Genomic DNA, 25,486 nt, shown 5'->3' with positions numbered 1-25,486 from the left:
AGTACAACGCATGAAGCGAATGGCCGGACTTTCCGCACTTGCCTTGATTATCTCCAGCACCAGTGGCTGCGGTTGGATCTGGGGCCCGGAAGGCTACTTCCGTGACCGGGGTAGCGATTACCTGCAAGCGCAACAAACAGCACCCATGCAACTGCCGCCGGATGTACAGACCGCCAAGCGTCTGGATCCATTGCTGCCGATCCCACGCAACGTGGCCGACGACAACGTCAAGGGCGAGTACCAGGTACCTCGTCCACAGCCACTGTCGGCCATTGCCGATGCCAGCGACTACAGCCTGCAGAAGAGCGGTGATTCGCGTTGGGTCATGGCCCAGCATCCACCGGCCGAAGTCTGGCCAGTGGCCGTGCAGTTCTTCCAGGACAACGGTTTCCGCCTGGATCAACAGCGCCCGCAAACCGGCGAGTTCAGCACCCGCTGGCAGCGTTCCGACGAGCTTTCCGCGGCCGTGGCCAAGCGCCTGAGCAGCGCCGGCGTTGCCGCCGACAGCGAAACCCGCGTGCGGGTACGCATCGAGCCGGGCGTGCAGCGCAACACCAGTGAAGTCTACGTGGTCAGCGCCGAGCGTCCTGCCGGCAGCACCGCCGATGTGGAGTTCACCAACCGTTCGGTCAACACCGGCCTGGATGCCGCGCTGGTGGACGACATGCTCGCGAGCATGAGCCGCACCTCCGAGAAGGGCGGTTCGGTGTCCCTGCTGGCGGCCCGCGATTTCGATACCCCAAGCCGGGTCAGCCTCAGCGAAGACGGCAGCGGCAACCCGGTGCTGAACCTGGGCGCCGACCTCGATCGCGCCTGGTCCAGCGTTGGCCGTGCCCTGGAACAGGGCGAGTGGCGGGTTGAAGACATCAACCGCAGCCTGGGCCTGTACTACATCAACCTGGCGGAAAAAGCCGAGAAGAAAAACGACGAGCCGGGCTTCTTCGGCAAGTTGTTCGGCAGCAAGCCGGCCAAGGAAGAGATCGAAGCCCGTGCCGAGCGCTATCAGGTTCGCCTGAGCAAGGTGGGCGACAACGTCCAGGTGACCGTCGAGAAGAACATCAACACCGTGGCGCCGGCCGACGTGGCGCGCAAAGTGTTGGGCGTGATTCAGGACAACCTGGGCTGATCAGATGCGTTTTGCCGTTCTCGGCAGTGGTAGCCAAGGGAATGGCACGCTGATCGCCAGTGCTGATACTTGTATCCTGGTGGATTGTGGTTTCTCCCTGCGGGAAACCGAGCGGCGCCTGCTGCGCCTGGGGGTTCACCCCTCGCAGTTGAGCGCCATCCTGGTAACCCACGAACATGCCGACCACGTGCATGGCGTGGGTTTGCTGTCTCGGCGCTACAATTTACCGGTCTACCTCAGCCAGGGCACGTTGCGCGGGATGCGCAAGCCGGTGGAGGCCGCGGGCTTTGTCCGCGGTGGCGAGCAATTGCAGATCGGCGCCTTGTGCATTGACGTGATTGCCGTTGCCCACGACGCCCAGGAACCTACGCAGTTTGTCTTCAGCGACGGCCAGCGGCGTTTTGGCCTGCTGACCGACCTGGGTTCCTACTGTGCCGGCGTACTGCAAGGCTACCGTGGCCTGGATGCCTTGATGATCGAGGCCAACCATTGCCGGGACCTGCTGGCGCGCGGTTATTACCCGTACTTTCTCAAGCAGCGGGTCGGTGGCGACGAAGGGCATTTGAACAACCACCAGGCCGCAAGCCTGGTGGCCGAATTGGGATGGCAGGACCTGCAGCATCTGGTCCTGGCTCATCTGAGCAGCAAGAACAACCTGCCGCAGCTGGCCCGGCAATGTTTTGTCGACACCCTCGGGTGCGACCCGGACTGGCTGCAACTGGCCGATCAAAATTCAGGGCTCGACTGGCGCCACATCGCCTAGCCCACCTACGTAGCAAGCGGAGCCCATCATGGAAAAACGTGAAGAACTCTACCGCGGCAAAGCCAAGTCGGTTTACAAGACCGATGACGCCGACCGCTTGATCCTGCTGTTTCGCAACGACACCTCGGCGTTCGACGGCAAGCGCATCGAGCAACTGGACCGCAAGGGGATGGTGAACAACAAGTTCAACGCCTTCATCATGCAGAAACTCGAAGCCGCCGGCGTTCCGACCCAGTTCGACAAGCTGCTGGGCGACAACGAGTGCCTGGTGAAGAAGCTCGACATGATTCCGGTGGAGTGCGTAGTGCGCAACTACGCCGCCGGCAGCCTGGTCAAGCGCCTGGGCGTGGAAGAGGGCATGAAGCTCAACCCCTACACCTTCGAGCTGTTCCTCAAGGACGACGCCAAGGGCGACCCGTTCATCAACGAATCCCACGTAGTGGCATTCGGCTGGGGCACCGCCGAGCAACTGGCGCGCATGAAAGAGTTGTCGCTCAAGGTCAACGAAGTCCTGAGCAAGCTGTTCGATGACGCTGGCCTGCTGCTGGTGGACTTCAAGCTGGAGTTCGGTGTGTTCAGCGACGGCTCCATCGTCCTGGGCGACGAGTTCAGCCCGGACGGTTGCCGTCTGTGGGACAAGGCCACCAAGAAGAAGATGGACAAGGACCGCTTCCGTCAGGGCCTCGGCGACGTGATCGAAGCCTACGAAGAAGTTGCCCAGCGCCTCGGCGTACCGCTGTAATCGACGCAAGCATCTGATAGCACGGAAAAATTTTGCCCTGGGGGCTTCGCTTCAGGCAAATGTGCTGTTATGATGCGCGCCGTTGGAGAGATGCCAGAGTGGCCGAATGGGACGGATTCGAAATCCGTTGTACCTTCACCGGTACCTAGGGTTCGAATCCCTATCTCTCCGCCATACAAATGAAAGCCCCTGAAATCGATGATTTCAGGGGCTTTTTTGTTGCCCGCGATTTGTCGCCAGCGCCGCCCAGGTGACGGCCCCTCCCTGCGGTTTCCAGGATCGCTGCTGTTGCCGATATCGACAGGCGTCGTTTTTTCGCTGTTCGCTCGGTCATGCAGTTGCCAGTTGCTGATAGCGACCGGCCGAAGTGCTCGACGGCTGTCACATGAACTTTCCTGGCGATTAACTCGCCAATAATGACTTATTCTGCCCACGAAACTTAATTGAGTTATTCAGTCCGAGAAATTTCCTGTTTCTCTGCGGGAATATTCCCAGAAGTTCAATCGCCACGATCTTGATCTAAAAAATCAATGTTTCTATATCCTAGGTCGCTGCTGGCAAACCTAGTCGAAACTTGTGTTTTAAGTTGCTTGGGCTGCCAGGGAATAGCAGTACTTATCAATCTTGTAAGGGCGGTAAATAATTTCTCCAAGTGGTCGGTGTTGTTACTGGCCTGTTTTGGGTGGAATGCCATTTGCTGTTACTTCCTTATGGTGGTTTTGAAAAGGAAATCAGATGAAACGTAATACTCTCTTGTCCATGGCGACTTCCGGAATAATGCTCGCGGCATTGATTCCAACGTTTGCCCAAGCCACTGATGGTGTGGTGAAGTTTAGCGGCAGCATCTCTGACGTAACTTGCGATATCAACGGCAAGGCACCAGGCGAAGGTAACGAGATCAACGTTGAACTCGGTACAGTCAAACCTACCGTATTCGAAGAGATCGGCACAACTTCTCCGTTGAAACCGTTCGTACTGAATCTCTCGGGTGCCAACTGCACGATCGGTAGCAATGTCTCCATCGAGTTCGATCAGCTTGGCAACGTCGACCCGGCCTCCGGCAACCTCAAGCTGATCGGCAGCAAGCCGGCCACCGGCGTGCAGATCCAGATCTACAACGACCATGGCGCTAAGCCGCAGAAAATTGTCCTGGGCCAGGCGGAAGCCACGCCACAGATCGCTAAGGTCTCCACCGGCAAGACGGCAACCCTGAAGTACCAGGCCGCCTACGTCTCTACGGAGGCTACGGTTGGGGCAGGTTCGGGCGTTTCCTACATTCGCTACACCCTTGCGTATCAATAACAGCCGTTAGTTATTAAGGGGCAGGTCATGACGCCGACGGCGCGTTTTGTTCATTCTCTCGTTATCGGTGTCATGTTCCTCGGCTGGGTGTCGGGAGTCGCGCGTGCCGGGATAGTGCTAGAGGCCACACGCCTGGTTTATCCAGCAGATGCTCGTGAAGTTACATTGAGATTGAGTAACTCCGGGCCAGTGGCTCTATTGGCGCAAAGTTGGATTGATGAAGGCGATGCCAGTCAGTCACCCGAAGATATAAAAGTGCCTTTTCTGCTGGCCCCTGCGGTCAGTCGGGTGGAACCGGGAGACTCGGCAATATTACGTGTTTCTTATTCAAAAGAACCCTTGGCAAAAGATCGCGAGTCATTGTTCTGGCTGAATGTGCTGGAAACACCGCCACGGCGAAAACAGGACGAAAACGTATTGCAGTTTGCCTTCAGGACACGCATCAAGATCTTCTTTCGCCCTGAAAACCTGGTGGGTAATGCGGACTTGGCCGGTGAAAAACTCAAGTGGGAGTTGAGCCACGCGGCGGGCTCGAAAGTGGCGAATATCAAAGTATTCAACCCAACCCCTTATTACGTGTCCTTCGGGCGCATGGAAGTTGATGTGTCAGGCCGCCGGTTCAACCTGAAGCCTGGCATGGTCGGCCCGTTCGGATATGAGTCCTTCCCCTGGCCTGCCAGTGCTCCGTCGCAGCCGGCCAAGGCATCACTTGAATATGAGGTGATCGATGATTTTGGCGGCCGAGGCTTGCTGAAAAAGTCACTTCTTTGAGCGGGTGCCTCGTTACTTCTGTGGGCTTTTCAGTGGCTTGGTTTTCATGAGGGGCAGGGGCCTCGTTATGTCGCGTATTGCGTGCCGTCGGCGTGTGCTGGCGAGCGGCTCGGGTTCATCAGCCGGCCTGAGGGGCGCTGCGCCGTTGCAGCGGCTGTGCCTGGCGGCGGTGCTGATGAGCCACTCAATGATGCTGATGGCGGATCAGGACGCTGGCGCACCGGCGGCTGAAGCCCCGGACGCGGGCTCCAGCCAGGATTTGCTGTTCGACAGCCAGATGTTATTTCAAGGTAAGGGCACCCCCATCGACACTTCGCGCTTTCAACAATTGGGCTATGTCGCGCCCGGCAAGTACTTGCTTGATGTGCTGGTTAGCAGTCAGTGGCGGGCGTTGCAGGAAATCCAGTTCCGCGCTAGCGATGACCCCCAGGGCAGCCAGCCGTGCTACGACCGTCCGCTGCTGCAGCAACTGGGCATCGACCTGGAAAAGACCGATGCGACCCTGGGCGCCAGTACCTCGCACCCACTCATGGGCGATGGGCTGTTTTGCGGTGACCTGGGCAGCTACATTCCTGGCGTCACGACCCGGGTGAATATTGCCCAGCAGAAGATCGAACTGTCGGTGCCGCAGTTTTTCCTGCAGCAGAACCTGTCGAAAAACCATGTCGACCCGGCGAGCTGGGACTATGGCGTGTCCGCCGCGGTGCTCAACTACAACACCAGCCTGTTCAGCTCCCAGAGCAATGGACACAGCCAGACCGATGGCTATGCCGGACTCAACCTGGGGCTGAACCTGGGTGGCTGGCGTCTGCGCCACAGCGGCACCGCCACCTGGTCGCCGGAGGTTGGCGCCGGCTATCAGCGGGGTTATATCTACGCCCAAACCGAACTGCCTGCCTGGCGTTCGCAGGTGCTGGTGGGGGAGAGCGCGACCGAGGCCGATCTGTTCGATTCGGTGTCGTTTCGTGGCGTCCAGCTGGCCAGCGATCCACGCATGCTGCCCGATAACCAGCGCTATTTCGCTCCGCTGATCCGTGGCACGGCCAGCACCAACGCCAAGGTCTCGGTCTATCAGCGGGGCTATCTGATCCACGAAACCTCGGTGGCTCCGGGGCCGTTCGAAATCTCCGACCTGCAAGCGGCCAGTTTTGGTGGTGACCTGGAAGTGACGGTCACCGAGGCCAACGGGCAGACCAGCCGTTTCACCGTGCCTTTTGCCACCACCGTGCAAACACTGCGTCCTGGCACATCGCGTTACAGCCTGACCGCGGGCAAGGTGGCGAACCCGGGGCTTGGCGGCAGCGAACAGTATGTGGCCCAGGGCACCCTGCACTACGGCTTGGATAACCAGTTGACCGCTTACACCGGCACGGCGCTCACCGGCAACTACCTGTCGGGCCTGATCGGCAGCGCGCTGAATACCTCCCTCGGCGCTTTTGGGCTGGACCTGACCCAGGCCAGGACCGAGTTGCCCCGGGGCGGCAGCATGCAGGGGTCGAGCGTGCGTCTTTCCTACAGCAAGAATTTGCCCAACAGCGGCACGAACTTTTCATTGCTGGCGTACCGCTACTCCACCAGCGGTTACCTGGGCCTGCACGATGCCGTCACCCTGCAGGATTACGTGAGCCGAGGCGAGAGCGTCGATACCTTTGCCCGGATCCGCGACCGTCTGGATGTGAACGTCAACCAGCAATTGGGCGAGGGCGCGGGACAGCTCTATGCCACCGGCTCCAGCCTTCAGTACTGGAACCGCCAGGGCCAGACCCTGAACTTCGCCCTGGGCTACAGCAATCAGTGGCGCGGCAACAGCTATTCCTTCATGGCCCAGCGCATGCGTGCCTCGTTCCGCAAGGCGGGGGCGAGCGCAGGGGCGGATAACACGTTTTTCAGCGTCAGCCTGTCGATTCCCCTGGGGCGCGAGGGGCGCCGGGGAACCACGATCAACAGCTACGCCAGCCATGACAAGAGTTCCGGGGCGCATTACACCAGCGGGGTTTCCGGGACCCTGGACAAGGCCGGCGATGCCACCTATTCGGTCTCCGCCTCCCATGATCAACGGCAGCGCGAGACCTCGACCAACGCCAGCTTCAACTACTTTCTGCCCGAGGTTTCCCTGAGTTCGAGCTTTTCCCGGGGCAGCGACTATCGCCAGGAATCCCTGGGGGCTTCCGGGGGCATGGTCCTGCATTCGGGGGGGCTGACGTTCGCGCAGACCTTGAGCGAAACCACCGGCCTGGTGTACGCCCCCGATGCCAAGGGCGCCAGGGTCGGCTACTCGGATACGCGGGTGGACGGGCGCGGTTACGCCGTGTTGCCGAGCCTGAGCCCGTTTAAATTGAACACCGTGGATATCGACCCCGCTGGCGTCGCCAATGACGTCGAGCTGCTGGTCAGCTCGCGCAATGTCGCGCCGGTGGCGGGGGCCGTGGTGATGCTCTCCTATCCGACTCGCCGGTCCCGGGCGGTGCTGATCGACAGCCTGCAACCCAATGGCCAGCGGTTGCCGTTTGCCGCCGTCGCTGTCGATGTGCAGAGCGGTGTCGAGCTCGGCGCGGTGGGCCAGGGCAGCCGCCTGGTGCTGCGCGCCGAACGGGACCAGGGAACCGTTCGCGTGGAGTGGGGCCAGGAGCCGGAGCAGCAATGCCTGATCGACTACCAGTTGCCTCCTCGGGATCCCGCGTCCCCTGCCGCTCATGACCTGCTCCAGCGGCCCTGCCGGGCGATGCCTGGCGCCGCCGGGGAGCGTTCTTGATGGGTTCCACACCGATCCGTGCGGGCGCTGCTGCGTTGCGCGCTTGTCGTTGCCTGCTGCCGGGCCTGCTGGCGCTGTGCAGTGGCTGGGCCCATGCCGATCTGTCGATTCTCGGCACGCGCTTCATCTACGGCGCCGACAAGCCGGCCATGAGCATTCGGGTCGGCAACAGCGGCCGGGCCCCGATCCTGTTGCAGGCCTGGCTCGACCAGGGCGATGCCGAGGCCGATCCCAGTGTCCTGGCGGTGCCGTTCGTGCTGTCGCCGCCGATCTCCAGGCTTGAGCCCCGGCAGCACACGGCCCTGGTCCTGCGTTACAGCGGCGAGCCGCTGCCCAGCGACCGTGAGTCGGTGTTCTGGATCAACTTTCTTGAAGTGCCGCCTCTGGGAGCGCTGAAGGACAACCAGTTGCGGCTGGCATCGCGGATGCGCATGAAGCTGCTGTATCGGCCTGGAGGACTGCCCGGCAAGGCAGACGAAGCGGTCGGCCAACTGCGCTGGAAACTGGTGCCCGGCGGGCCGGCTGGAGCGACGCTGCTGGCCCGTAATCCGACCCCCTATTACGTGTCCTTCGCCGAGTTGGCGCTGGGCGGCGCCCGCACGATCACTGTGCAGGGGATCACCGTGGAGCCCCTGGGCAGCACGCGGATCGCCCTGCCCGAAGTACAGGGACTTACCCCGGATCAGGCGGTGGTTCATTACCAAGTGGCAACAGACAGCGGGGAGACGCTGAGTGGAAGTGCGCGGATACAAGACTGAGGTTGCCTTGGGCAGGTCATTGAGCAACTTGCTGGCGCGGCCTGGGCAAGGTGTGTCGCGGGGCTGTTTGAGCCTGTTGCTGATGGTGCCCGCAGTGGCGACTGCCGCTGTGTATGTGCCCAACGCGGGGCAGGCGATACGTGACATCGAGGCGACTCAGCAGGCGTTGCCGGAGCCGCCGGCCCCGGAACCGGAGCTGCCGGCGAAACCGCCGAGCGCTCCTGCCCAGGCTCCGGATACCTCCGGTATTCGCTTGCAGGTCAACGACTTCGAGATCGTCGGCAACCAGCTGTTCGGCAGCGAGGTGCTGCTGCCGCTGCTGGCGGACCTCAAGGGCCAGGAGCTGGATCTGAACCAGCTGCGAGCGGCCGCCGAACGCCTGACCCGCTATTACCAGGACCAGGGCTACATGCTGGCCCGGGCCTTCCTGCCAGCGCAGGACATCGAGGGCGGCGTGGTGCGTATCGAGGTCATGGAAGGCCGTTACGGGCGTATTCAGGTGAACAACCAGTCTCGGGCTCTGAACTCGGTGATCACCGGCCCCCTGTCGTCGCTGCGAAGCGATACCGCGGTGCGCAGTGATGATCTTGAGCGCAGCCTGTTGCTGTTGAGCGACCTTCCCGGCGTGCGGGTCAAGGGCACCCTGAGCGCCGGCGAGCAACGCGGCACCACCGACCTGCTGGTCAATGCGCAGCCCGGGCCCTGGGCCAGCGGCACCCTGGAAGCGGACAACTTCGGCGGCTACTACACCGGCGAATATCGCCTGGGTGGCAGCCTCAACCTCAACAATCCGTTGCGCCTGGGCGACCAGCTCAACCTGCGGTTGCTGGGCAGCGATGAGGACCAGCGTTACTACCGCGCCGCCTACAAACTCCCGGTAGGCCCCTGGTCGACCAGCCTGGGCGTGGCCTATTCGCGAATGAACTACGAGTTGAGCCGCGACTTCGAGGTGCTGGAGGCCCACGGCCAGGCCAGCATCGGCAGTGTCTTCATCACTCAACCGCTGATCCGCAGCCGCACCTTCGATCTCAGCGCCCAGCTGCAGTACGAGGACAAACGCCTGCGGGACGACATCGACCTGTTCGAAGTCAGCAGCCAGAAGCATGTGGAACTCTGGAGCCTGAGCCTCAACGGCAACTCCCAGGACAGCCTGCTCGGAGGCGGGCAGAACTTCTTCTACCTCACCTACGGCAGTGGCCGGTTGAGCATCGATGACCCGATGGACCAGTGGCGCGACCACTTCACGGCCGGCACCAACGGTGGCTTTCAGAAGCTCAACCTGAATGCCGCGCGCCTGCAGTACCTGAGCCCGCGCTTTCAGCTCTACGGCCAGTTCAACGGCCAATGGTCCTCGACCAACCTGGACAGCTCGGAAAAATTCGGCATCGGCGGGCCCTTCGATGTGCGCGCCTATCCCCAGGGCACCAGCAGTGGCGACCAGGGCTGGCAAGCGAGCCTTGAGCTGCGCTTCCTTCTGGCCCCGCGTTGGCAGCTCAAGGCGTTTGTCGATCACGGCGCGGTGCAGGTCAACAAACGCCCCTGGATCCACGACGAGAACCGCCGCCAGCTGTCGGGCGCCGGTGTGGGGGCCAGCTGGAGCGGCCCTTCGCAACAGATCAGCGTGACCAGTGCCTGGGCCCTGGATAACAACCAGCAAGGCAGCGGACCCGAGCGGACGCCGCGGATCTGGGCCAGCGCGACACAGTATTTCTGAAGGCCTGCGAGCGCTTCGGAGGTGGTGCCGTCCTGCATAGGGTGCAGGGCGTTAATCAGTAGATGAGGAGTCAACGTGAACAAGGTTTATGCATTGGTATGGAATCAGGCCCAGGGCTGCTGGAGTGTGACCGACGAGGGCGCGCGCCGTCGCCGTCGCTCCGGAACGCGCAAAGGCCTGGTGGTGATGGTGGCCGGGCTGCTGGGCATTGGCGTTCTACCTGTGGCCTTCGCGTTGCCGACCGGAGAAACCATTGTCTCCGGAACGGCAGACATCCTGACGTTCGACAATGGCAAGCAGATGTCGATCAACCAGCACAGCGACAAGCTGATCACCAACTGGAACGACTTCAGTGTGAACCGCGGCCAGACGGTCACCTTCAGCCAGCCGACCAAGACCTCGGTGGCCCTGAACCGGGTGATCGGCGTCAACGGCAGCAACATCCAGGGGCAGATCAAGGCCAACGGCCAGGTGTTCCTGATCAACCCCAACGGGGTGGTATTCGGCAATAACGCCCAGGTGAACGTCGGGGGTCTGGTGGCCTCGACCCAGAACATCACCGATGCCAACTTCACGGCTGGCAACTACAAGTTTGCCGGCGTGTCACAGGCTGAAATCGTCAACAACGGCCTGATCACCGCGGCCGATGGCGGCAGCGTGGCACTGCTCGGCAAGACCGTGCGCAACGAAGGCACCATCAAGGCCCAGAAGGGCAGCGTGGCCCTGGGGGGTGGCAACGAGTTCACCGTCAGTTTCGACAGCAACAATCTGCTGGACCTGAAAGTCGATGCCGCGGCGATCAATGCACTGGTGAGCAACGGCGGCTTGCTCAAGGCCGACGGCGGGCAGGTATTGATGACCGCCAAGAGTGCCGGTTCGATGCTGCAGACCGTGGTCAACAACCAGGGCGCCATCGAAGCCAATACCCTGTCGCGCAAGGCCGGCAAGATCACCCTGGACGGCGGTGACGTGGGCGTGGTCAACGTTGGCGGTTCGATGAGTGCCAACGCGCTGACCGCCATCGGTGATGGTGGCGTGGTGGAAACCAAGGGCGCGACCACCAAGGTGCAACTGGCCGCCCGGGTCAACACCCTGGCCAACAACGGCAAGGCCGGGACCTGGAAAATCAGCTCCTCGGACGTCACGGTCAACCCTACCTCCACACCCGGCGACACCACCGTGTATGCCGATACCCTGTCGCATAACCTGGCCACCACCCATGTCGAGTTGAGCAGCAAGACCGGCGACGTTTCGATCGATGGTGATATCGCCTGGACCAGCGGCAATCAATTGAGCGTTGTCTCGGCTGGGGACATCACCCTCAACAAGAGCCTCAAGGGCAGCGGTGGCGGTACCCGTATCGAGCTCAATGCCAATCGGGACATCAAGCTCAATGGTGCGGTGGAGCTGACCGGGGTCAACAGCAGTTTTGGCCTCGACTACGGCAACAGCTATGCCCTGGGGCAGAACGGCCGGGTCACGCTGTCCGGCAGCGGCGCCTGGTTCGACGCCAATGGCGATCTGTACAAGGTGGTCCAGAACGCCGCGCAGTTGCAGGACATCGGTAGCAGCCTCGATGGCCTGTATGTGCTCGGCAATGACATCAAGGGCAGTGGCAGCATCAAGTCCATTGGTGGTGGCAGAGCGTTCACCGGCACCTTCGATGGCCTGGGCAACACCGTCAGTGGTTTTACCGTCAATACCGACGGGCCTTACGGTGGCCTGTTCGGTCGATCGTCCGGCAGCATCAGCAACCTCAAGCTGGCGTCGATGAAAATCAACGGCACCACCTCCAACTCAGGCTTCGGAAAAATCGGTGGCTTGGTGGGCGAGAACACCGGCCGCATCGAAAACGTCAGTGGCATCAACCTGGCCGTGAGTGCCAACAGCAATCAGACCAACACCGTCGGTGGCCTGGTCGGCGTCAACGCTGGCGGTACCATCGACCGTGGATCGATGTCCGGTACGGTGACCGGTAACAACAACACCTTGGCCATGGGCGGCCTGGTAGGTGAAAACAATGTCGGCCGTGCTGGCGTGGGCACCATTACCAATAGCTCCGCCAACGTGCAGGCGCTGGGCACCATACAGCTCAGTGAGGTGGGTGGCATGGGCGGCCTGGTGGGGGTCAACAAGGGGGGGGAAATCAAGGATTCTTCGAGTGCAGGTACGATCGGCATGGGTTTGCGTCCACCCGTCAACCCGCCAGTTCGCCCACCTTACATAGACCCGAACCTGGGTGGTCTGGTGGGCTACAACCAAGGTGGTCGGATTGAGAACAGCAGTTCCTCGGTCAATGTCTGGGGTTATGCCGCCAGCCGCATCGGTGGCCTGGTGGGGACCAACAAAAATGGCACCATCATCGACTCCAGCGCCAGTGGTGCGGTGACGGGGGCAATGTCCATGGCCGCCGGTGGCCTGGTGGGCTGGAACCAGAACGGCGAGCTGAAGAACGTCAAGGCCACTGGCACGGTCAGTGACTCCACCGGCACCAACATTGGTGGTCTGGTGGGCAGGAACGAGGAGAGCCGGATCGACACGGCGGAAGCGACCGGCAACGTGGTCGGTGGTGCCAACAGCAATGTCGGTGGCCTCATCGGACACAACTTTGGCGGCAGCACCGAATATGTCGTGGCTCGTGGCAATGCCAGCGGCGGCAACATCAGCAACGTCGGTGGGTTGGTGGGCTACAACGACGGTGACCTGAGCTCGGCCGAGGCCAGCGGTAACGTCAGCGGCGGCGTCAACAGCTTTGTCGGCGGCCTGGTGGGGACCAATGGTGACTATGTGGATCACCGCATTGACAGCGCCTCGGCCAAAGGCAACGTGGTGGGCGGTAGCCAGAGTTCGGTGGGTGGCCTGGTCGGTCAGAACAAGTCGTTCATCACCAACTCCCTGGCCAATGGTCAGGTCAGCGGCGGCACTAGTGCCCGCCTGGGTGGCCTGGTTGGCTTGAACATGGGCGATCTGCGTAACTCCGTGGCCTACGGCAAGATCAACTTCGACTCACGCTACGCCCAGACCTACGGCGGCCTGGTCGGGGTCAACTACGGCGACATGCGCTACAACACGGCGCTGGGTCTGGCGACCCAGGTACCTGCCGTCGGCCTGAACCAGGGCGACATTCGCAACTGATGAGCGCAACCCACTGATCTGAGGAATGGCAGTTCCCCCGGTGTGCCTGGTTGATGCCTGGTGCACCGGGGGCTGGCTGCTGGCGGGCACCTGCTTGTCTCGTTCCTTGATGACTTTTTAAGGGGGGCCGGAAGCAGCCGGCCACCGTTGGGCAATCCATCTCGTTTGTGCAGGACGCTGCCCTTGTCATGGGCGGCGCCAGGAAGGCGCAGGCAGGGAGAAAGACTAATGATTCGCCAATGGCTGAGGCTTGTAGCTGATCGCAGACCGCTGCCCCTGTGGGTGTGTGGCGTCATGCTCGCAGGGGTGCTTGGTGGCTGGGGCGGCGCGGATGCGCAAGCTGCCAACGGTTACGCCAGGGACTGCGTCGTCACCAGCAAGGCCGGTTCGCCCTGGCGGCTGGTCAACCCGTTGAACACCAATACCCCGGTGGGATCCGTGTTGTGGGAACGGACGATTACCTTGCATACCAGCTTCAACCTGGCCATCTCCGGCAAGCCTCGGGAGCTGGTGACTGCCGGGCATTGGAGTGGCGGTACACCGCAGACCGATGATGCTGCTCCGACCAATGTCCAGGGCATAGGCCTGCGACTGGAGGCGGCTCCCCGAGAGGGGGAGAAAATACGCGTGACCCAGGTCACCTTTCCTATCGCGTTGGAAAAAAATGACGACCTGGTCTACGAGAGTGGCTTGCCCGCTCAAACCATGGTCACCCAGATTGTTCAATCGCTGATCCTGATCGCGCCACCGGATCAGCTGCCCACGGGCACCCTCAAGGTGACCCATGTGGTGGGCTCTTCCATCTTGCAGCTGTATGCGTACGACCTGGGAAAAAACGAATCGACCCTGGGTTCCGAACTGAGCAGGCTCAGCCCGCCGCTGACCTACAGCTGCCGCAAGGGCCTGGCCCTGGGGGGGCTGGATTTCAACATGGATATCGAGCTGCCCAAGACCTGCGTGGTGGAAGCCTACAAGGAGATCGACGTGCGCCTGGGGCGCTTTGCCTTGTCGGACTTTCCCCAGCTCAACGCGACCTCGCCCGCGGTTCCCTTCAGTATCGGCTTGAGCCGGTGCTCGATGCAGGCCAGGCCACGGGTCAGTTTTATCGACAAGTCCGGGGGCTCTTCGGTCCCGGGGGTGCTGGGCTTGATCAATTCCAAGACCCGGGGGTTCGGCATTGTCATGACCAATGACCTGACTTCGCAGCGCATCGAGTACAGCGGCCAGAGCTACGAGATGCAGCGCATTGGCGATGGCGCGAGGATCCCGCTGCGAGCCAGTTACATCCGCATTGGCAATGACCAGGAAATCCAGGCCGGGGGAACGGCCAACGGCGCTGCGCAGTTCACCTTCACCTTTCCATGAAGGCGACCGCTGATGGAGCCGGTCCGTCCGTGGGCGGGTTCCTCCCAACACCGTCGTTCAATGTTGAAGGCCTGGCGAGCGCTTCAGCAGCAGTGCCGTGCTGCAAAGGTTTGCAGCACGTAGATATCAATCGATAAGGAGTTTTCATGAACAAGATCTATGCGCTGGTATGGAATCAGGCCCAGGGCTGCTGGAACGTGACGCACGAAGGCGCTCGGCGTCGGCGCCGCTCGGGCTCTGGCAAGGGGCTGGTGGTGGCTGTGGCCAGTCTCATGGCCCTGACCGGGCTGCCTTCGGCGTTTGCCTTGCCTACCGGAGGTGAGGTGGTGTCCGGCAGTGCCGATTTCCATACCCAGGGTTCGCACCTGTCCATCAATCAGCAGACGGACAAGCTGATCACGCAGTGGCAGGATTTCAACGTGCAGAACGGTCAGTCGGTGACCTTCAACCAGCCCACCAGCACCTCGATTGCCCTGAACCGGGTCGTCGGCGTCAATGGCAGCCAGATTCATGGGCAGATCAACGCCAATGGCCGGGTGTTCCTGATCAACCCCAACGGGGTGGTGTTCGGCCAAGGCTCACAGGTGAATGTCGGTGGCCTGGTGGCTACGACCCGCGACATCAGCGATGCCGATTTCAAGGCCGGCAACTACAAGTTCACCGGTGACTCGGCGGCCGAGGTCGTCAACCAGGGTTCCATCACTGCCGCTGACGGCGGTAGCGTGGCGCTGCTCGGGGCCAAGGTGACCAACCAGGGCTCCATCAAGGCGCAGAACGGGCGCGTGGCGCTGGCTGCAGGCGATGGTTTCACCGTCGGCTTCGACGACAACCAACTGCTGGACCTGCACGTCGACAGCGCCGCACTCAACGCGCTGGTGCACAACGCCGGCTTGCTCAAGGCCGATGGCGGGCAGGTGTTGATGACCGCCAAAAGCGCGGGCTCCATGCTGCAGACGGTGGTCAACAACCAGGGCACCATCGAAGCCAATACCCTGTCGCAGAAAGCCGGGCGCATTACCCTGGATGGCGGCGACGTGGGCGTGGTCAGTGTCGATGGCTCATTGCACGCCAGCGCGCTGGACGGCAAGGGCGATGGCGGGGTGATCGAGACCCGGGGCGCAACCACTCGCGTCCTGCTGCCAACCAAGGTCAACACCCAGTCCCGGGATGGCCAGACGGGCACTTGGAAGATCGCCAGCAACGAAGTCAAGGTGGGCTCCTTCCTCACCGCCACCCGCAACACCGCCCATGCCGACACCGTATCGCGCAACCTGGCAACCACTCATATCGAACTGGCCAGTGGCAAGGGCGATGTGGCGGTGGAAAACGGACTCTTCTGGTTCAGCGGCAACCAGTTGACCCTCTCTTCGGCCAAGGACATTCGTCTGGATGACAGCCTGTTTGCCGGTGGGGCCAATGCCCGGGTCGAACTCAACGCCCAGGGAGGCATCAAGCTCAACCGCCAGTTGGCGCTCACTGGTAGCCATAGCAGCCTCGGGCTGAACTACGGCAACGCTCTCGTCCTGGGCCAGAATGGCGGCGTCACGCTGTCCGGCAACGGTGCCCGTTTCGACGCCAACGGCGACGCCTACGCGGTCATTCAAAACGCCCTGCAACTACAGGCGATCGACCAGGACCTGGCGGGCCGCTACGTCCTTGGCAACTCCATCAACAGCAACGCCCGCCTGACCTCGATCGGTGGGGAGCAAGCCTTCAGTGGCATCTTCGAGGGCCTGGGCAACACCCTCAGCGGCATGACGGTCAACAGCAACGGCAGCGACGGCGGACTGTTCGCCAGCTCGTCCGGCAGCATCGGCAACCTCAAGCTGGCTTCAATGACCATCAATGGCGCCACGCCCACCTCCGGTACCAGTGCCGTCGGTGGCCTGGTCGGGCGTAACAGCGGGAAAATTGCCAATGTCAGCGCCAGCAATCTGCGGGTCAATGCCAAGAGTCGGCAGGACAACCTGATCGGTGGGCTGGTGGGGAGCAACGCCGGCGGCTCCATTGATGCTGCGTCGATGAGCGGTGTGGTACAGGGCAATAGCTCCACCTCGGCGGCCGGTGGCCTGGTGGGCGAGAACCGTCAGGTGGCGGACAGTGGCGGCACAGTGACCAACAGCAGTGCCGATGTCCGGCTCACCACCAGTATCGCCAGCAATGCCGAGGGCGGTGTCGGCGGACTGGTGGGTGTCAACCATCAAGGGCTGATTGCCGGTTCGTCCAGTTCGGGTGCGGTCTCCAGTGGTGACAGCTTCAGCTACAAGGGCACCAACCTGGGTGGCCTGGTGGGATACAACCAGGGCGGCCGCATCGAGGACTCCCAGTCTTCAGTGGCGGTTTCCGGCAACGGCGCGAGCAATGCCGGCGGCCTGGTGGGGCGCAACGAATCGGGCCGCATCAGCGACTCTGGCGCCAGCGGCGGGCTGCTGGGCAAGAGCTTTGCCACGGCCGGTGGCCTGGTGGGCCTGAACCACGACAGCGTGCTGCGCAACGTTACCGCCCGTGGCTCGGTGAATGGCGGAAGCAGCCAGCACATCGGTGGCCTGGTCGGGCAGAGCATTGACAGCCAGGTCAGCCTTGCCGAGGCCTTCGGCCTGGTCCAGGGCGCGAGCAACAGCACCGTGGGCGGGCTCATCGGCTACAACACCGGCGGCCTGGTTGCCAATTCAATGGCCTGGGGCAATGTCGTGGGCAAGGACCAAGGCCATGTCGGCGGGCTGATCGGCTACAACGCCGGGGACCTGAAGTCAGTCGAGGCCCGTGGTGATGTCAGTGGCGGTGCCAAGAGCGCGGTCGGCGGTCTGGTGGGTACCCATGGCGTTGCCAAGGGTGACAGCCTCATCGACACCGCGTCGGCCAAGGGCAAGGTCTCCGGTGGCAGCTACAGCATGGTCGGCGGTTTGGTGGGGCAGAACCACGCGCGGATCGTCAACGCACTCGCCAGCGGTAACGTCACGGGCAGCCGGGATGCTCGTCTGGGGGGCCTGGCGGGGGTGGACCTGGGTGACATTCGTCAGTCCGCTGCCTTCGGCAATATCCAGGTGATTGCGCCCAGCTACGCAAGCATGGCCTACGACCGCGGATCGAATCAGGCGACCCGCGTCGGCCAGGGCGAGTCTCGCAACTGGTGACCTGCACCTCTTGATCCCAAGGGGTGGCAACTCCCTCGGCATGCCCTGCACAAGCACGGCATACCGAGGCTTGCCTGATCCAGGGTCGCTATTGGCCCTGTTCTCTTTTGTCTCCTTTCTGACAGCTGGCGGCGGTCCGCCGTTGCTGCACGGTCCTTTTTCCTGAGTGGCCCGCTGTGACAGGCGCAATACATGGCCTGAGGTTGCGTGGGTGCTCAGCCGTATTTCTGCCGGAGCCGTTGTGCTCCAGCAGATGTTGTGTCGCCTTGCGAAGGTTTGCAGGGTCCTGATAAATCGATAAGGAATCTTCATGAACAAAATTTACGCGTTGGTATGGAACCAGGCCCAAGGGTGCTGGAATGTGACTCACGAAGGCGCTCGCCGCCGTCGTTGTTCGGGCTCCGCAAAGGGCTTGATTGTGGCGGCAGCCGGCGCCCTTGCCCTGGCGTGCCTGCCATCGGCGTTCGCCTTGCCGACAGGGGGCGCGGTGGTGTCCGGGAGCGCGGATATTTCGACTCAGGGCAATCACATGTCCATTAACCAGAACACCGATAAGCTGATCACCAACTGGAAAGACTTCAACGTCCAGGCCGGTCAATCGGTGACCTTCAATCAGCCCACCAATACCTCGATTGCCTTGAACCGGGTGGTGGGTGTCAATGGCAGCAGCATCATGGGGACGATCAACGCCAACGGCCAGGTGTTCCTGGTCAACCCCAACGGGGTGATGTTCGGCAATAACGCTCAAGTGAATGTTGGCGGCCTGGTGGTCTCGACGCAGGGCATTGGTAATGAGCAGTTCAATGCCGGTAACTATCAGTTTTCCGGCACCTCCAAGGCCCGCGTCGTCAACCTAGGCAAGATCACCGCCGCTGACGGTGGCAGTGTTGCGCTTTTGGCAGCAGACGTTCTCAACAACGGCACCATCACGGCGCAAAACGGCCGTGTGGCACTGGGTGCGGGTGAAGCGTTCACGGTCAGCTTTGACGGCAACAACCTACTGGACCTGCAAGTCGATTCCGCCGCGCTCAATGCGCTGGTGGCCAACGGAGGCCTGCTCAAGGCCGATGGCGGTCAAGTACTGATGACCGCCAAGAGTGCCGGCGCGATGACGCAGACGGTGGTCAACAACACCGGCACCATCGAAGCCAATACCTTGTCGCAAAAGGCCGGTCGCATCACCCTGGACGGCGGTGATGTGGGCATGGTCAACGTCGACGGTGCATTGCTGGCCAATGCAACGGACGAGGGTGACGGTGGTGTGATCGAAACCCGAGGGGGGATGACGTGGGTGCAGAAAAACGCTCGTGTCTCCACCCAGGCCAAAAATGGCCAGACGGGAACCTGGAAGGTCGAATCAGAGAACATTGCGATTGGCGGGCCCATAGCCGACTACTTCGGGATCAATCATGGCGATACCCTGTCGCGGAATCTGGCGACGACCAATATCGAGTTGGCCAGCAGCAAGGGTAATGTCGTGGTGGACGGAGCGATCAACTGGAGCAGTGGCAATCAGTTGACCCTCTCTGCGGCCAAGGACATTCAGCTCAATGGCAACCTGACCGCCAACGGGGCCAAGGCCCGGGTCGAGCTCGATGCCAATCAGCGCATTGAGCTCAAGGGTAAGGTGCAACTCACCGGGAGCAACAGCAGCCTGAGCCTGAAGCACGGTGCTGACCTCACCTTGGGTAAAAACAGCCAGGTGACCCTGTCCGGCAGCGATGCCGGGTTTGACGCCAACGGGGCCAAGTACGAGGTCATTCAGAACGCTGCGCAGTTGCAGGCAATCGATAAACGCCTGGATGGCCGCTACGTCCTGGGCACTGGTCTCAACGGCTCCGGCAGCCTCACGTCGATTGGTGGCGCGGACACATTCACCGGTGTCTTCAACGGCCTGGGCAACAGTATCAGTGGTTTTACCGTCAACAGTAACGGCGGTAATGGCGGGCTGTTCGCCAGTTCCTCTGGCAGCATCAGCAACCTCAAGCTCGCCTCGCTCACCGTCCAGGGGCCAGCCAGTACCCAGGGGGGGAGTGCCGTCGGTGCTCTGGTTGGCAGCAACAGTGGGAGTATCAGCAACGTCCAAGCCAGCAATCTCCAGGTACGGGCCCTTGATGATCAGGACAACCAGATCGGCGGACTGGTGGGGGTCAACCACGGCGGCTCCATCGATGCTTCATCGGTGAGCGGTTCCGTGGCTGGCAATAGCTCCACTTCGGCCGCTGGTGGCCTGGCGGGGCTGAACACGGGCTCCGTGAGCAACAGCCACGCCAATGTTCGGGTCGGGGGCTCCTTGGGCGGTCAGGCATTGGTCGGTATGGGCGGCTTGGTGGGAATCAACCAGGGTGGCTCGATCGCAGACTCTTCGAGCTCGGGAGTGATTGGGTTGGATAACAACGCTTACGCGGCCTCCCGGAACCTGGGTGGCCTGGTGGGCTACAACCAGGACGGCAGCATCCTACGTTCCAGCGCCTCGGGCACCGTAGTGGGGTATTACAGCAACAACGCTGGAGGATTGGTCGGTTTCAACAACGCTGGTCGGATCACTGACTCGTCAGCCAAGGCAATGGTGCTCGGTCTAGGGATGGACACCGCCGGTGGTCTGGTGGGGCTCAACCAGAGTGGTGTTTTGAGCAACGTCCAGGCCACTGGCGTGTTGCACACCCAATTTGTCTCGAGCGTCGACAGCTTGGTCGGTAAGAACGTAAAGTGAAATCCGCGTTGCCGGTTCGTCCTGCGGCAACACCAAGAGCTTGATGAGTAACCAATGAGGAGCCCCGCTAATACCGGGTATGTGCAGGTTCCAGGAGTGTCGGGCCCACGCCTGACTTTACCTGGGGTCTGTCGCTTCAAGGCTGCTATCGGCCAACAGGCCCCGCTCTGCGGGCACGCTCAAACCGCCAAGCAATGACTCCGCTTTCTCTGCACGAGAAAGCGGCGTTGCCGAAGCATTCGGCCTGATCCAGGGTGCTATTGGCCCTGTTCTCTTTTCTGACGGCTGGCGGCAGCCAGCCGTTGCTGCATGGCATTTTTTTCTGAGATCCGATGCGACAGGCGCAAGGCATGGCCTGGGGGCACCGGTGCCTGCCTCAGACGCCGAGGCTTTCCAGATCCCGGGCCAGCATCACCAACTGATGGGCCAGGGAGCTTTCGAGTTTTTCGCTGGAGAGCTGGAAGCTCGGGGCGCCGCAGGTCAGGGCCATGATGCTGCCGTCGGCCAGGCGCAGCGGCACGCCGGCACCGTTGACGTTGCGGTCCCACTCGCCCAGTGACAGGCAGAAGCCGAATTCCTCGTACTCGCGGAAGGAGTCCTCCAGGGACTTTTCCAGGGCTGGCCATTCGTCCCCGAGTTTTTTCGCCACTTCCCCCAGCAGGTGGTCACGCTCGATTTTCGGCGTGGCGGCCAGGTAGGCGCGGCCGGCCGCGCTGGTGGCCAGGGGCAGGCGCAGCCCGGGTTCCATGCGCAGGCTGGCGACTTCCGGCGGGCGGCTGCTGTCGACGTGGATCATCGACAGGCGATCGCGACAGGTCAGGCTGACGGTGGTGTTGGTGCGGCGCGCGAATTCGTCCATGAAGGGCTTGCCCAACTGGCGCACCCGCAGGCTGGCGGAGTAGGCGTAACCCAGGGCCAGTACCGCCGAATCCAGCTGGTACTTCTCCAGGTCCTGGTTGTACTTGAGGTAGCCCAGTTGCGTCAGGGTGTAGGTCAGGCGCGATACCGTGGGCTTGGGCAGGCCGGTGATGCGGGCGATGTCCTGGTTGCCGCGTACCGCGTGACCGTGGGTAAAGGCCCGCAGGACCTCCAGGCCACGGGCCAGGGCTTCGACGAACTTACGGTCTTTGGGCGCGTGTTCCGGGGCGTCGTTGGGGTCTTGCATGGGGTCTTCCGGTAGGGGCTGGTGCCGGGCGCAATGCCAGTTGACCACACAGCGGATTCGTGGAAACAGGCGAAAAATGGTATCCCGGAACCGCTGCAATTGAAATCTGCGATTGCCTTTCGAACGCCGATTCCGCTCCCGGGCCCTGCACCGCGCCCATCAACCGCAGGCGCTGGCGTCAGTGGTCCTGTGCACGCAGCCGGCCGCGCTTGAACACCCCTTCGGCGCTGGCCAGCAAGCGGTCCTGGGCATCCAGCAGGTCACAGCTGGCCATGAAGATCTTGCTGCCGCCGCCGCGGGTACGGGCCACGGCGCGGACTTCGGTGCCCGGCGCGATCGCCGCCATGTAGTTGATGTTCAGCGACAGGGTCAGGGCCAGCCGCCACTGGCCGGGGTCGGCGTGCCAGGTGCCGCTCATGCCCATGGCGGTGTCGGCCAGGGACGCGATGACGCCGCCGTGGAGATTGCCCGCCTGGTTGAGGTGCTGCGGTTCTACGGTGACCGCGATCACGGTCTGCGCCTGACGGTATTCCCGCAGGTGCAGCCCGATATGCAGCGCGAATCCACTGAACAGGCCTTGCAGTATCGAAGCATCGGTTACGGCACTCATGGGCGATGGCTCTTGGGTCGGGTCCTGGTCCGGTTGCCTGGGGGCAGGTGTTCCAGATGGCAGGCGGCAGTGATTTTTCTGAATGTGTTTCGCAACGCGGATTCCACGTTGAAATGCAGAATGTCAGCGAATATTCTATCGGTCAATATGGAATGTCATTTCGCACAGCGGAATATAAGTGGTTGAAAATCACGCCTTGCATGGGGCAGGATCGACCCGGGGCGGTGGCCCATTCACGCGTGGGCAGGCTGTCGAGCCGCTACCGGATGACGCTGTCCATGGCTGTTCCCTCGATCATTTCCGGGCTTGAAGGAGTCTTCCATGTCCACTGCTCGTACCCAGCGCCCCCATCATCGGGTCTGGCCCAAGCGCCTGCCCCTGGCCTTGTCGGTGCCGGCCACTTCGCTCTGGTTCAACCTGGAGGTGGCTGCCCGGCGTTATCCGGACAAGGTCGCCTATCGGTTTTTCGGTCGTGCGCTGAGTTTTGCCCAACTGCTGGCCGAGGCTCAGGCGCTGGCCGGCTGGTTGCAGAGCGAGGGGGTCGAGCCCGGTGATCGGGTGGCGCTGTACCTGCAGAACTGCCCGCAGTTCATCGTTGCCTGCTACGCCATCCTGCGGGCCAATGCGGTGCTGGTGCCGGTCAACCCGATGAACAAGGTGGAGGAGTTGAGCTACCAGCTCGGCGATGCCCAGGCGCGGGTGCTGATCTGCGCCGCGGACCTGGCGCCCATCGCCCAGGCGGCGAATGCCGCCCTTGAACCCGGCGCGCAATTGCGTCGGGTACTGGTGACCCGCTACAGCGATGCCATGCCGGCGCCGGCGGACATGCACCCGGCGGAAGTCGCCAGCGCCGAGATCGACGCCTGGCTGCGCAGCGAGCCGTCGTTGCCCGACGGCTTCCTGCGCTGGAACGCGGCGCTGGCCCAGTCACTTTGCCCCGGGCCGCACACCGCCCAGGCCGATGACCTGGCGCTGCTGCAATACACCTCGGGCACCACCGGCCATCCCAAGGGCTGCATGCACACTCACCGCAGCCTGATGAGCAATGCGGTCAGTGGCAGCTGGACCCAGTCCACGGTGGAATCGGTAGGCCTGGGGGTGGTGCCGTTCTTCCACATCACCGGCCTGGTGTGTTTTGTCCTGCGGGCGGTGTTCGACGCCACCAGCACGGTGATCATGCCGCGCTGGGACCGGGAGCTGGCCGGGCGCCTGATCTCCCGGCATCGGGTGACCCACTGGACCTGCATTCCGACCATGGTCATCGACCTGTTCGCTAGCCCCCATTACCAGGACTTCGAGCTGTCCAGCCTGGTGCACATCAACGGCGGCGGGGCGGCCATGCCCCAAGCGGTGGCCGAGCGCCTGCGCCAGGAGTTCGGCCTGACGTTCCTCGAAGGCTACGGCCTGACCGAAACCGCCGCCGCGAGCCATGGCAACCCCCCGGAGCGGGCCAAGCTGCAATGCCTGGGCATGCCGTTCTTCGGCGTGGACTCGCGGGTGGTCGACCCCCTGACCCTCGCAGAGCTGGCGCCGGGGCAGGTGGGTGAAATCATCACCTTTGGTCCGATGCTGTTCAAAGGCTACTGGCGCAATCCCGAGGCGACCGCGGCGGCTTTTGTCGAGTTCGAGGGCAAGCGTTTCCTGCGCACCGGCGACCTCGGGCACATGGACGAGGAGGGCTACTTCTTTCTCACCGACCGCCTCAAGCGAATGATCAACAGCAGCGGTTTCAAGGTCTGGCCAGCGGAGGTGGAAGCCTTGCTGTTCAAGCACCCGGCCGTGCATGAAGCCTGTGTCATCGCGGCCCGGGATGCCTACCGTGGAGAAACCGTCAAAGCCCTGGTGGTGCTGCGCCAGGAGGCGCTGGGCAGCACCAGCGCGCAACAGATCATCGACTGGGCGCGCGAGCACATGGCCGCCTACAAGGTGCCGCGCCTGGTGCAGTTCGTCGACAGCCTGCCCAAGTCCGGCTCCGGCAAAGTCATGTGGCGCGTGCTGCAAGAGCGCGAGGCCGACACCCCCTGATCAGCGATTCCCACGATGCAGTAACCACCGACTCCGCCGGAGGCGACAATGACTACAAAAATAATAACTGTCCCAGGTCCGCATGTTTTTCCCGACCCCGCCCGGCAGCTCGATGCGCTGTACGCGAAGATTCGCTGGCGCCTGCTGCCGCTGCTGATGCTCTGCTACATGGTGGCCTTCCTCGACCGGGTCAATATCGGCTACGCGCAATTGCAGATGAAACAGACGCTGCCCTTCGGCGACGCGGTCTATGGCTTGGGCGCCGGAATCTTCTTCATTGGCTACTTCCTCTTCGAAGTGCCCAGCAACCTCATGCTCAAGCGCAGCGGCGTGCGCAAGACCCTGCTGCGCATCATGTTCTGCTGGGGGCTGGTGGCCGCGGCGATGATGTTCGTTGCCACGCCGTTGCAGTTCTACACCCTGCGCTTTCTGTTGGGGGCCTTCGAGGCGGGGTTCTTTCCGGGGGTGATCCTGTACTTCACCTACTGGTTTCCTGCGCCGCGCCGAGGGCAGGTGATCGCCATCTTCATGACCGCCGCCGCGGTCGCGGGCCTGATCGCCGGACCGGTCTCGGGCAGCATCCTCAAGTACCTCAACGGCATGGCCGGCCTGCACGGCTGGCAGTGGATGTTCCTGATCCAGGGCTTGCCAGCCAGCGTGCTGGGGCTGGCGGCGTTTTTCTACCTGCAGGATGCCCCCGAGCACGCCCGGTGGCTCAGCCCTCGGGAAAAACAACTGCTCGACCAGGACATGACCGCGGACCAGCAGAACGCCCGTCACAAGTCCCAGGACAGCCTGGCGCAGATGTTTCGCGACCCCAGGATCTACCTGCTGTCCCTGGCCTATTTCATGTTCCTGGGCGCCACTTACATGCTGGTGTTCTGGATGCCGAGCCTGATCCAGGGCTGGGGCACCCAGGACCTGCTGCTCGTGGGCCTGATCACCGCCGTGCCGAACATCGTTGGCATCGGCGGCATGGTGCTGATCGGCTGGCACTCGGACAAGCAGCGCGAGCGCCGCTGGCACTTCGTCGGCTGCATGGCGGTTGCGGTGTTCGGCCTGGCGATCATCACCGTGCTCAACGGCCATCTGCTGATGTCGGTGGCGGCCCTGTGCGTCGCCTACATAGGAATCAAGGCCGGTACGCCGCTGTTCTTCGCCCTGGTCAGCGAGTACCTGTCGGTGGCGGCCACCGCCGGGGGCATTGCCTTCATCAGCAGCCTGGGCAACCTCGGGCCGGCCGTTACGCCCTGGCTCAACGGGGTGATCAACAGCCACACCGGCGGGCATGTCTCCAGCATGTACCTGGGGATCCTGATGTACCTGCTGGCCGGCGCGCTGGTGCTGATTGCCACGCGTACCGCCAAAGCCCCGCGAGCCATGGCGGCCCTGGCCGAATCATGAACCCCCA

Annotated in this window: 17 protein-coding genes and 1 tRNA gene; 15 read left to right on the top strand and 3 right to left on the bottom strand. The window is 62.4% G+C overall.

Features of this window, described 5'->3' with window-relative positions:
* Positions 1-10: 10 nt before the first annotated feature.
* From bamC to LXM55_RS05075, 4 genes are all read left to right on the top strand, one after another.
* A complete protein-coding gene (bamC, locus tag LXM55_RS05090; RefSeq protein WP_233319247.1) occupies positions 11-1,126 on the top strand; it encodes an outer membrane protein assembly factor BamC in 1,116 nt (371 codons plus the stop codon).
* A gap of 4 nt (positions 1,127-1,130) precedes the next feature.
* The gene (locus LXM55_RS05085; protein WP_233319245.1) at positions 1,131-1,889 is read left to right on the top strand and encodes an MBL fold metallo-hydrolase; all 759 of its coding nucleotides are present in this window, start codon (positions 1,131-1,133) and stop codon (positions 1,887-1,889) included.
* Between the two features lie 28 nt (positions 1,890-1,917).
* Entirely contained in the window at positions 1,918-2,631 is a 714-nt protein-coding gene (gene purC / locus LXM55_RS05080; protein WP_016963914.1) for a phosphoribosylaminoimidazolesuccinocarboxamide synthase, read from the top strand.
* A gap of 84 nt (positions 2,632-2,715) precedes the next feature.
* A tRNA-Ser gene (locus LXM55_RS05075) sits at positions 2,716-2,805 on the top strand.
* A 325-nt stretch (positions 2,806-3,130) separates the two neighbouring features.
* Here LXM55_RS05075 and LXM55_RS05070 read toward each other — a convergent pair.
* Complete coding sequence (locus tag LXM55_RS05070; protein WP_233319244.1) at positions 3,131-3,325, bottom strand: hypothetical protein; 195 nt, start codon at positions 3,323-3,325, stop codon at positions 3,131-3,133.
* A gap of 41 nt (positions 3,326-3,366) precedes the next feature.
* On the opposite strand from LXM55_RS05070, the gene LXM55_RS05065 reads away from it, so the two are divergent.
* The 9 genes from LXM55_RS05065 to LXM55_RS05025 all read left to right on the top strand — a co-directional run bounded on the left by LXM55_RS05065 (position 3,367) and on the right by LXM55_RS05025 (position 20,275).
* A complete protein-coding gene (locus LXM55_RS05065) occupies positions 3,367-3,933 on the top strand; it encodes a fimbrial protein (RefSeq protein WP_233319242.1) in 567 nt (188 codons plus the stop codon).
* 27 nt (positions 3,934-3,960) lie between these two features.
* Positions 3,961-4,704: a fimbrial biogenesis chaperone gene (locus LXM55_RS05060; protein WP_233319240.1), complete on the top strand. Its 744-nt coding sequence runs from the start codon at positions 3,961-3,963 to the stop codon at positions 4,702-4,704.
* Positions 4,705-4,771: 67 nt separating this feature from the next.
* Positions 4,772-7,456 (top strand): fimbria/pilus outer membrane usher protein, encoded by a 2,685-nt coding sequence (locus LXM55_RS05055; RefSeq protein ID WP_442799737.1) that lies wholly within the window; start codon positions 4,772-4,774, stop codon positions 7,454-7,456.
* Positions 7,456-8,214 (top strand): fimbria/pilus periplasmic chaperone, encoded by a 759-nt coding sequence (locus LXM55_RS05050; RefSeq protein ID WP_233319238.1) that lies wholly within the window; start codon positions 7,456-7,458, stop codon positions 8,212-8,214. Before LXM55_RS05055 ends, LXM55_RS05050 begins: the two co-directional genes overlap by 1 nt.
* Positions 8,215-8,296: 82 nt before the next feature.
* Positions 8,297-9,928 (top strand): ShlB/FhaC/HecB family hemolysin secretion/activation protein, encoded by a 1,632-nt coding sequence (locus tag LXM55_RS05045; RefSeq protein WP_233319944.1) that lies wholly within the window; start codon positions 8,297-8,299, stop codon positions 9,926-9,928.
* Between the two features lie 75 nt (positions 9,929-10,003).
* Complete coding sequence (locus LXM55_RS05040; protein ID WP_233319236.1) at positions 10,004-13,063, top strand: two-partner secretion domain-containing protein; 3,060 nt, start codon at positions 10,004-10,006, stop codon at positions 13,061-13,063.
* A 294-nt stretch (positions 13,064-13,357) separates the two neighbouring features.
* Complete coding sequence (locus LXM55_RS05035; RefSeq protein WP_233319234.1) at positions 13,358-14,428, top strand: fimbrial protein; 1,071 nt, start codon at positions 13,358-13,360, stop codon at positions 14,426-14,428.
* Between the two features lie 146 nt (positions 14,429-14,574).
* Positions 14,575-17,562 (top strand): two-partner secretion domain-containing protein, encoded by a 2,988-nt coding sequence (locus tag LXM55_RS05030; protein ID WP_233319232.1) that lies wholly within the window; start codon positions 14,575-14,577, stop codon positions 17,560-17,562.
* A gap of 310 nt (positions 17,563-17,872) precedes the next feature.
* Entirely contained in the window at positions 17,873-20,275 is a 2,403-nt protein-coding gene (locus LXM55_RS05025) for a two-partner secretion domain-containing protein (RefSeq protein WP_233319230.1), read from the top strand.
* Between the two features lie 376 nt (positions 20,276-20,651).
* On the opposite strand, the gene LXM55_RS05020 is transcribed toward LXM55_RS05025, so the two are convergent.
* Positions 20,652-21,440, bottom strand: a complete 789-nt coding sequence (locus tag LXM55_RS05020) for an IclR family transcriptional regulator (RefSeq protein WP_233319228.1) — start codon at positions 21,438-21,440, stop codon at positions 20,652-20,654.
* 178 nt (positions 21,441-21,618) lie between these two features.
* Positions 21,619-22,050 carry a PaaI family thioesterase gene (locus LXM55_RS05015; protein ID WP_233319225.1) on the bottom strand — a complete coding sequence of 144 codons (432 nt, stop codon included), beginning with the start codon at positions 22,048-22,050 and terminating at the stop codon, positions 21,619-21,621.
* 321 nt (positions 22,051-22,371) lie between these two features.
* Here LXM55_RS05015 and LXM55_RS05010 point away from each other — a divergent pair, with 321 nt between their 5' ends.
* Positions 22,372-24,075 carry a long-chain fatty acid--CoA ligase gene (locus LXM55_RS05010; RefSeq protein WP_233319223.1) on the top strand — a complete coding sequence of 568 codons (1,704 nt, stop codon included), beginning with the start codon at positions 22,372-22,374 and terminating at the stop codon, positions 24,073-24,075.
* A 48-nt stretch (positions 24,076-24,123) separates the two neighbouring features.
* Positions 24,124-25,479 carry an MFS transporter gene (locus LXM55_RS05005; protein ID WP_233319221.1) on the top strand — a complete coding sequence of 452 codons (1,356 nt, stop codon included), beginning with the start codon at positions 24,124-24,126 and terminating at the stop codon, positions 25,477-25,479.
* Positions 25,480-25,486: the final 7 nt, after the last annotated feature.

Origin of the sequence: Pseudomonas sp. Au-Pse12 (assembly GCF_021341665.1) — a bacterium.
In the GTDB taxonomy this organism is placed as follows: domain Bacteria; phylum Pseudomonadota; class Gammaproteobacteria; order Pseudomonadales; family Pseudomonadaceae; genus Aquipseudomonas.
Note: the sequence above shows the minus strand (reverse complement) of the source record. Positions and strands in the feature narration are given on the sequence as shown.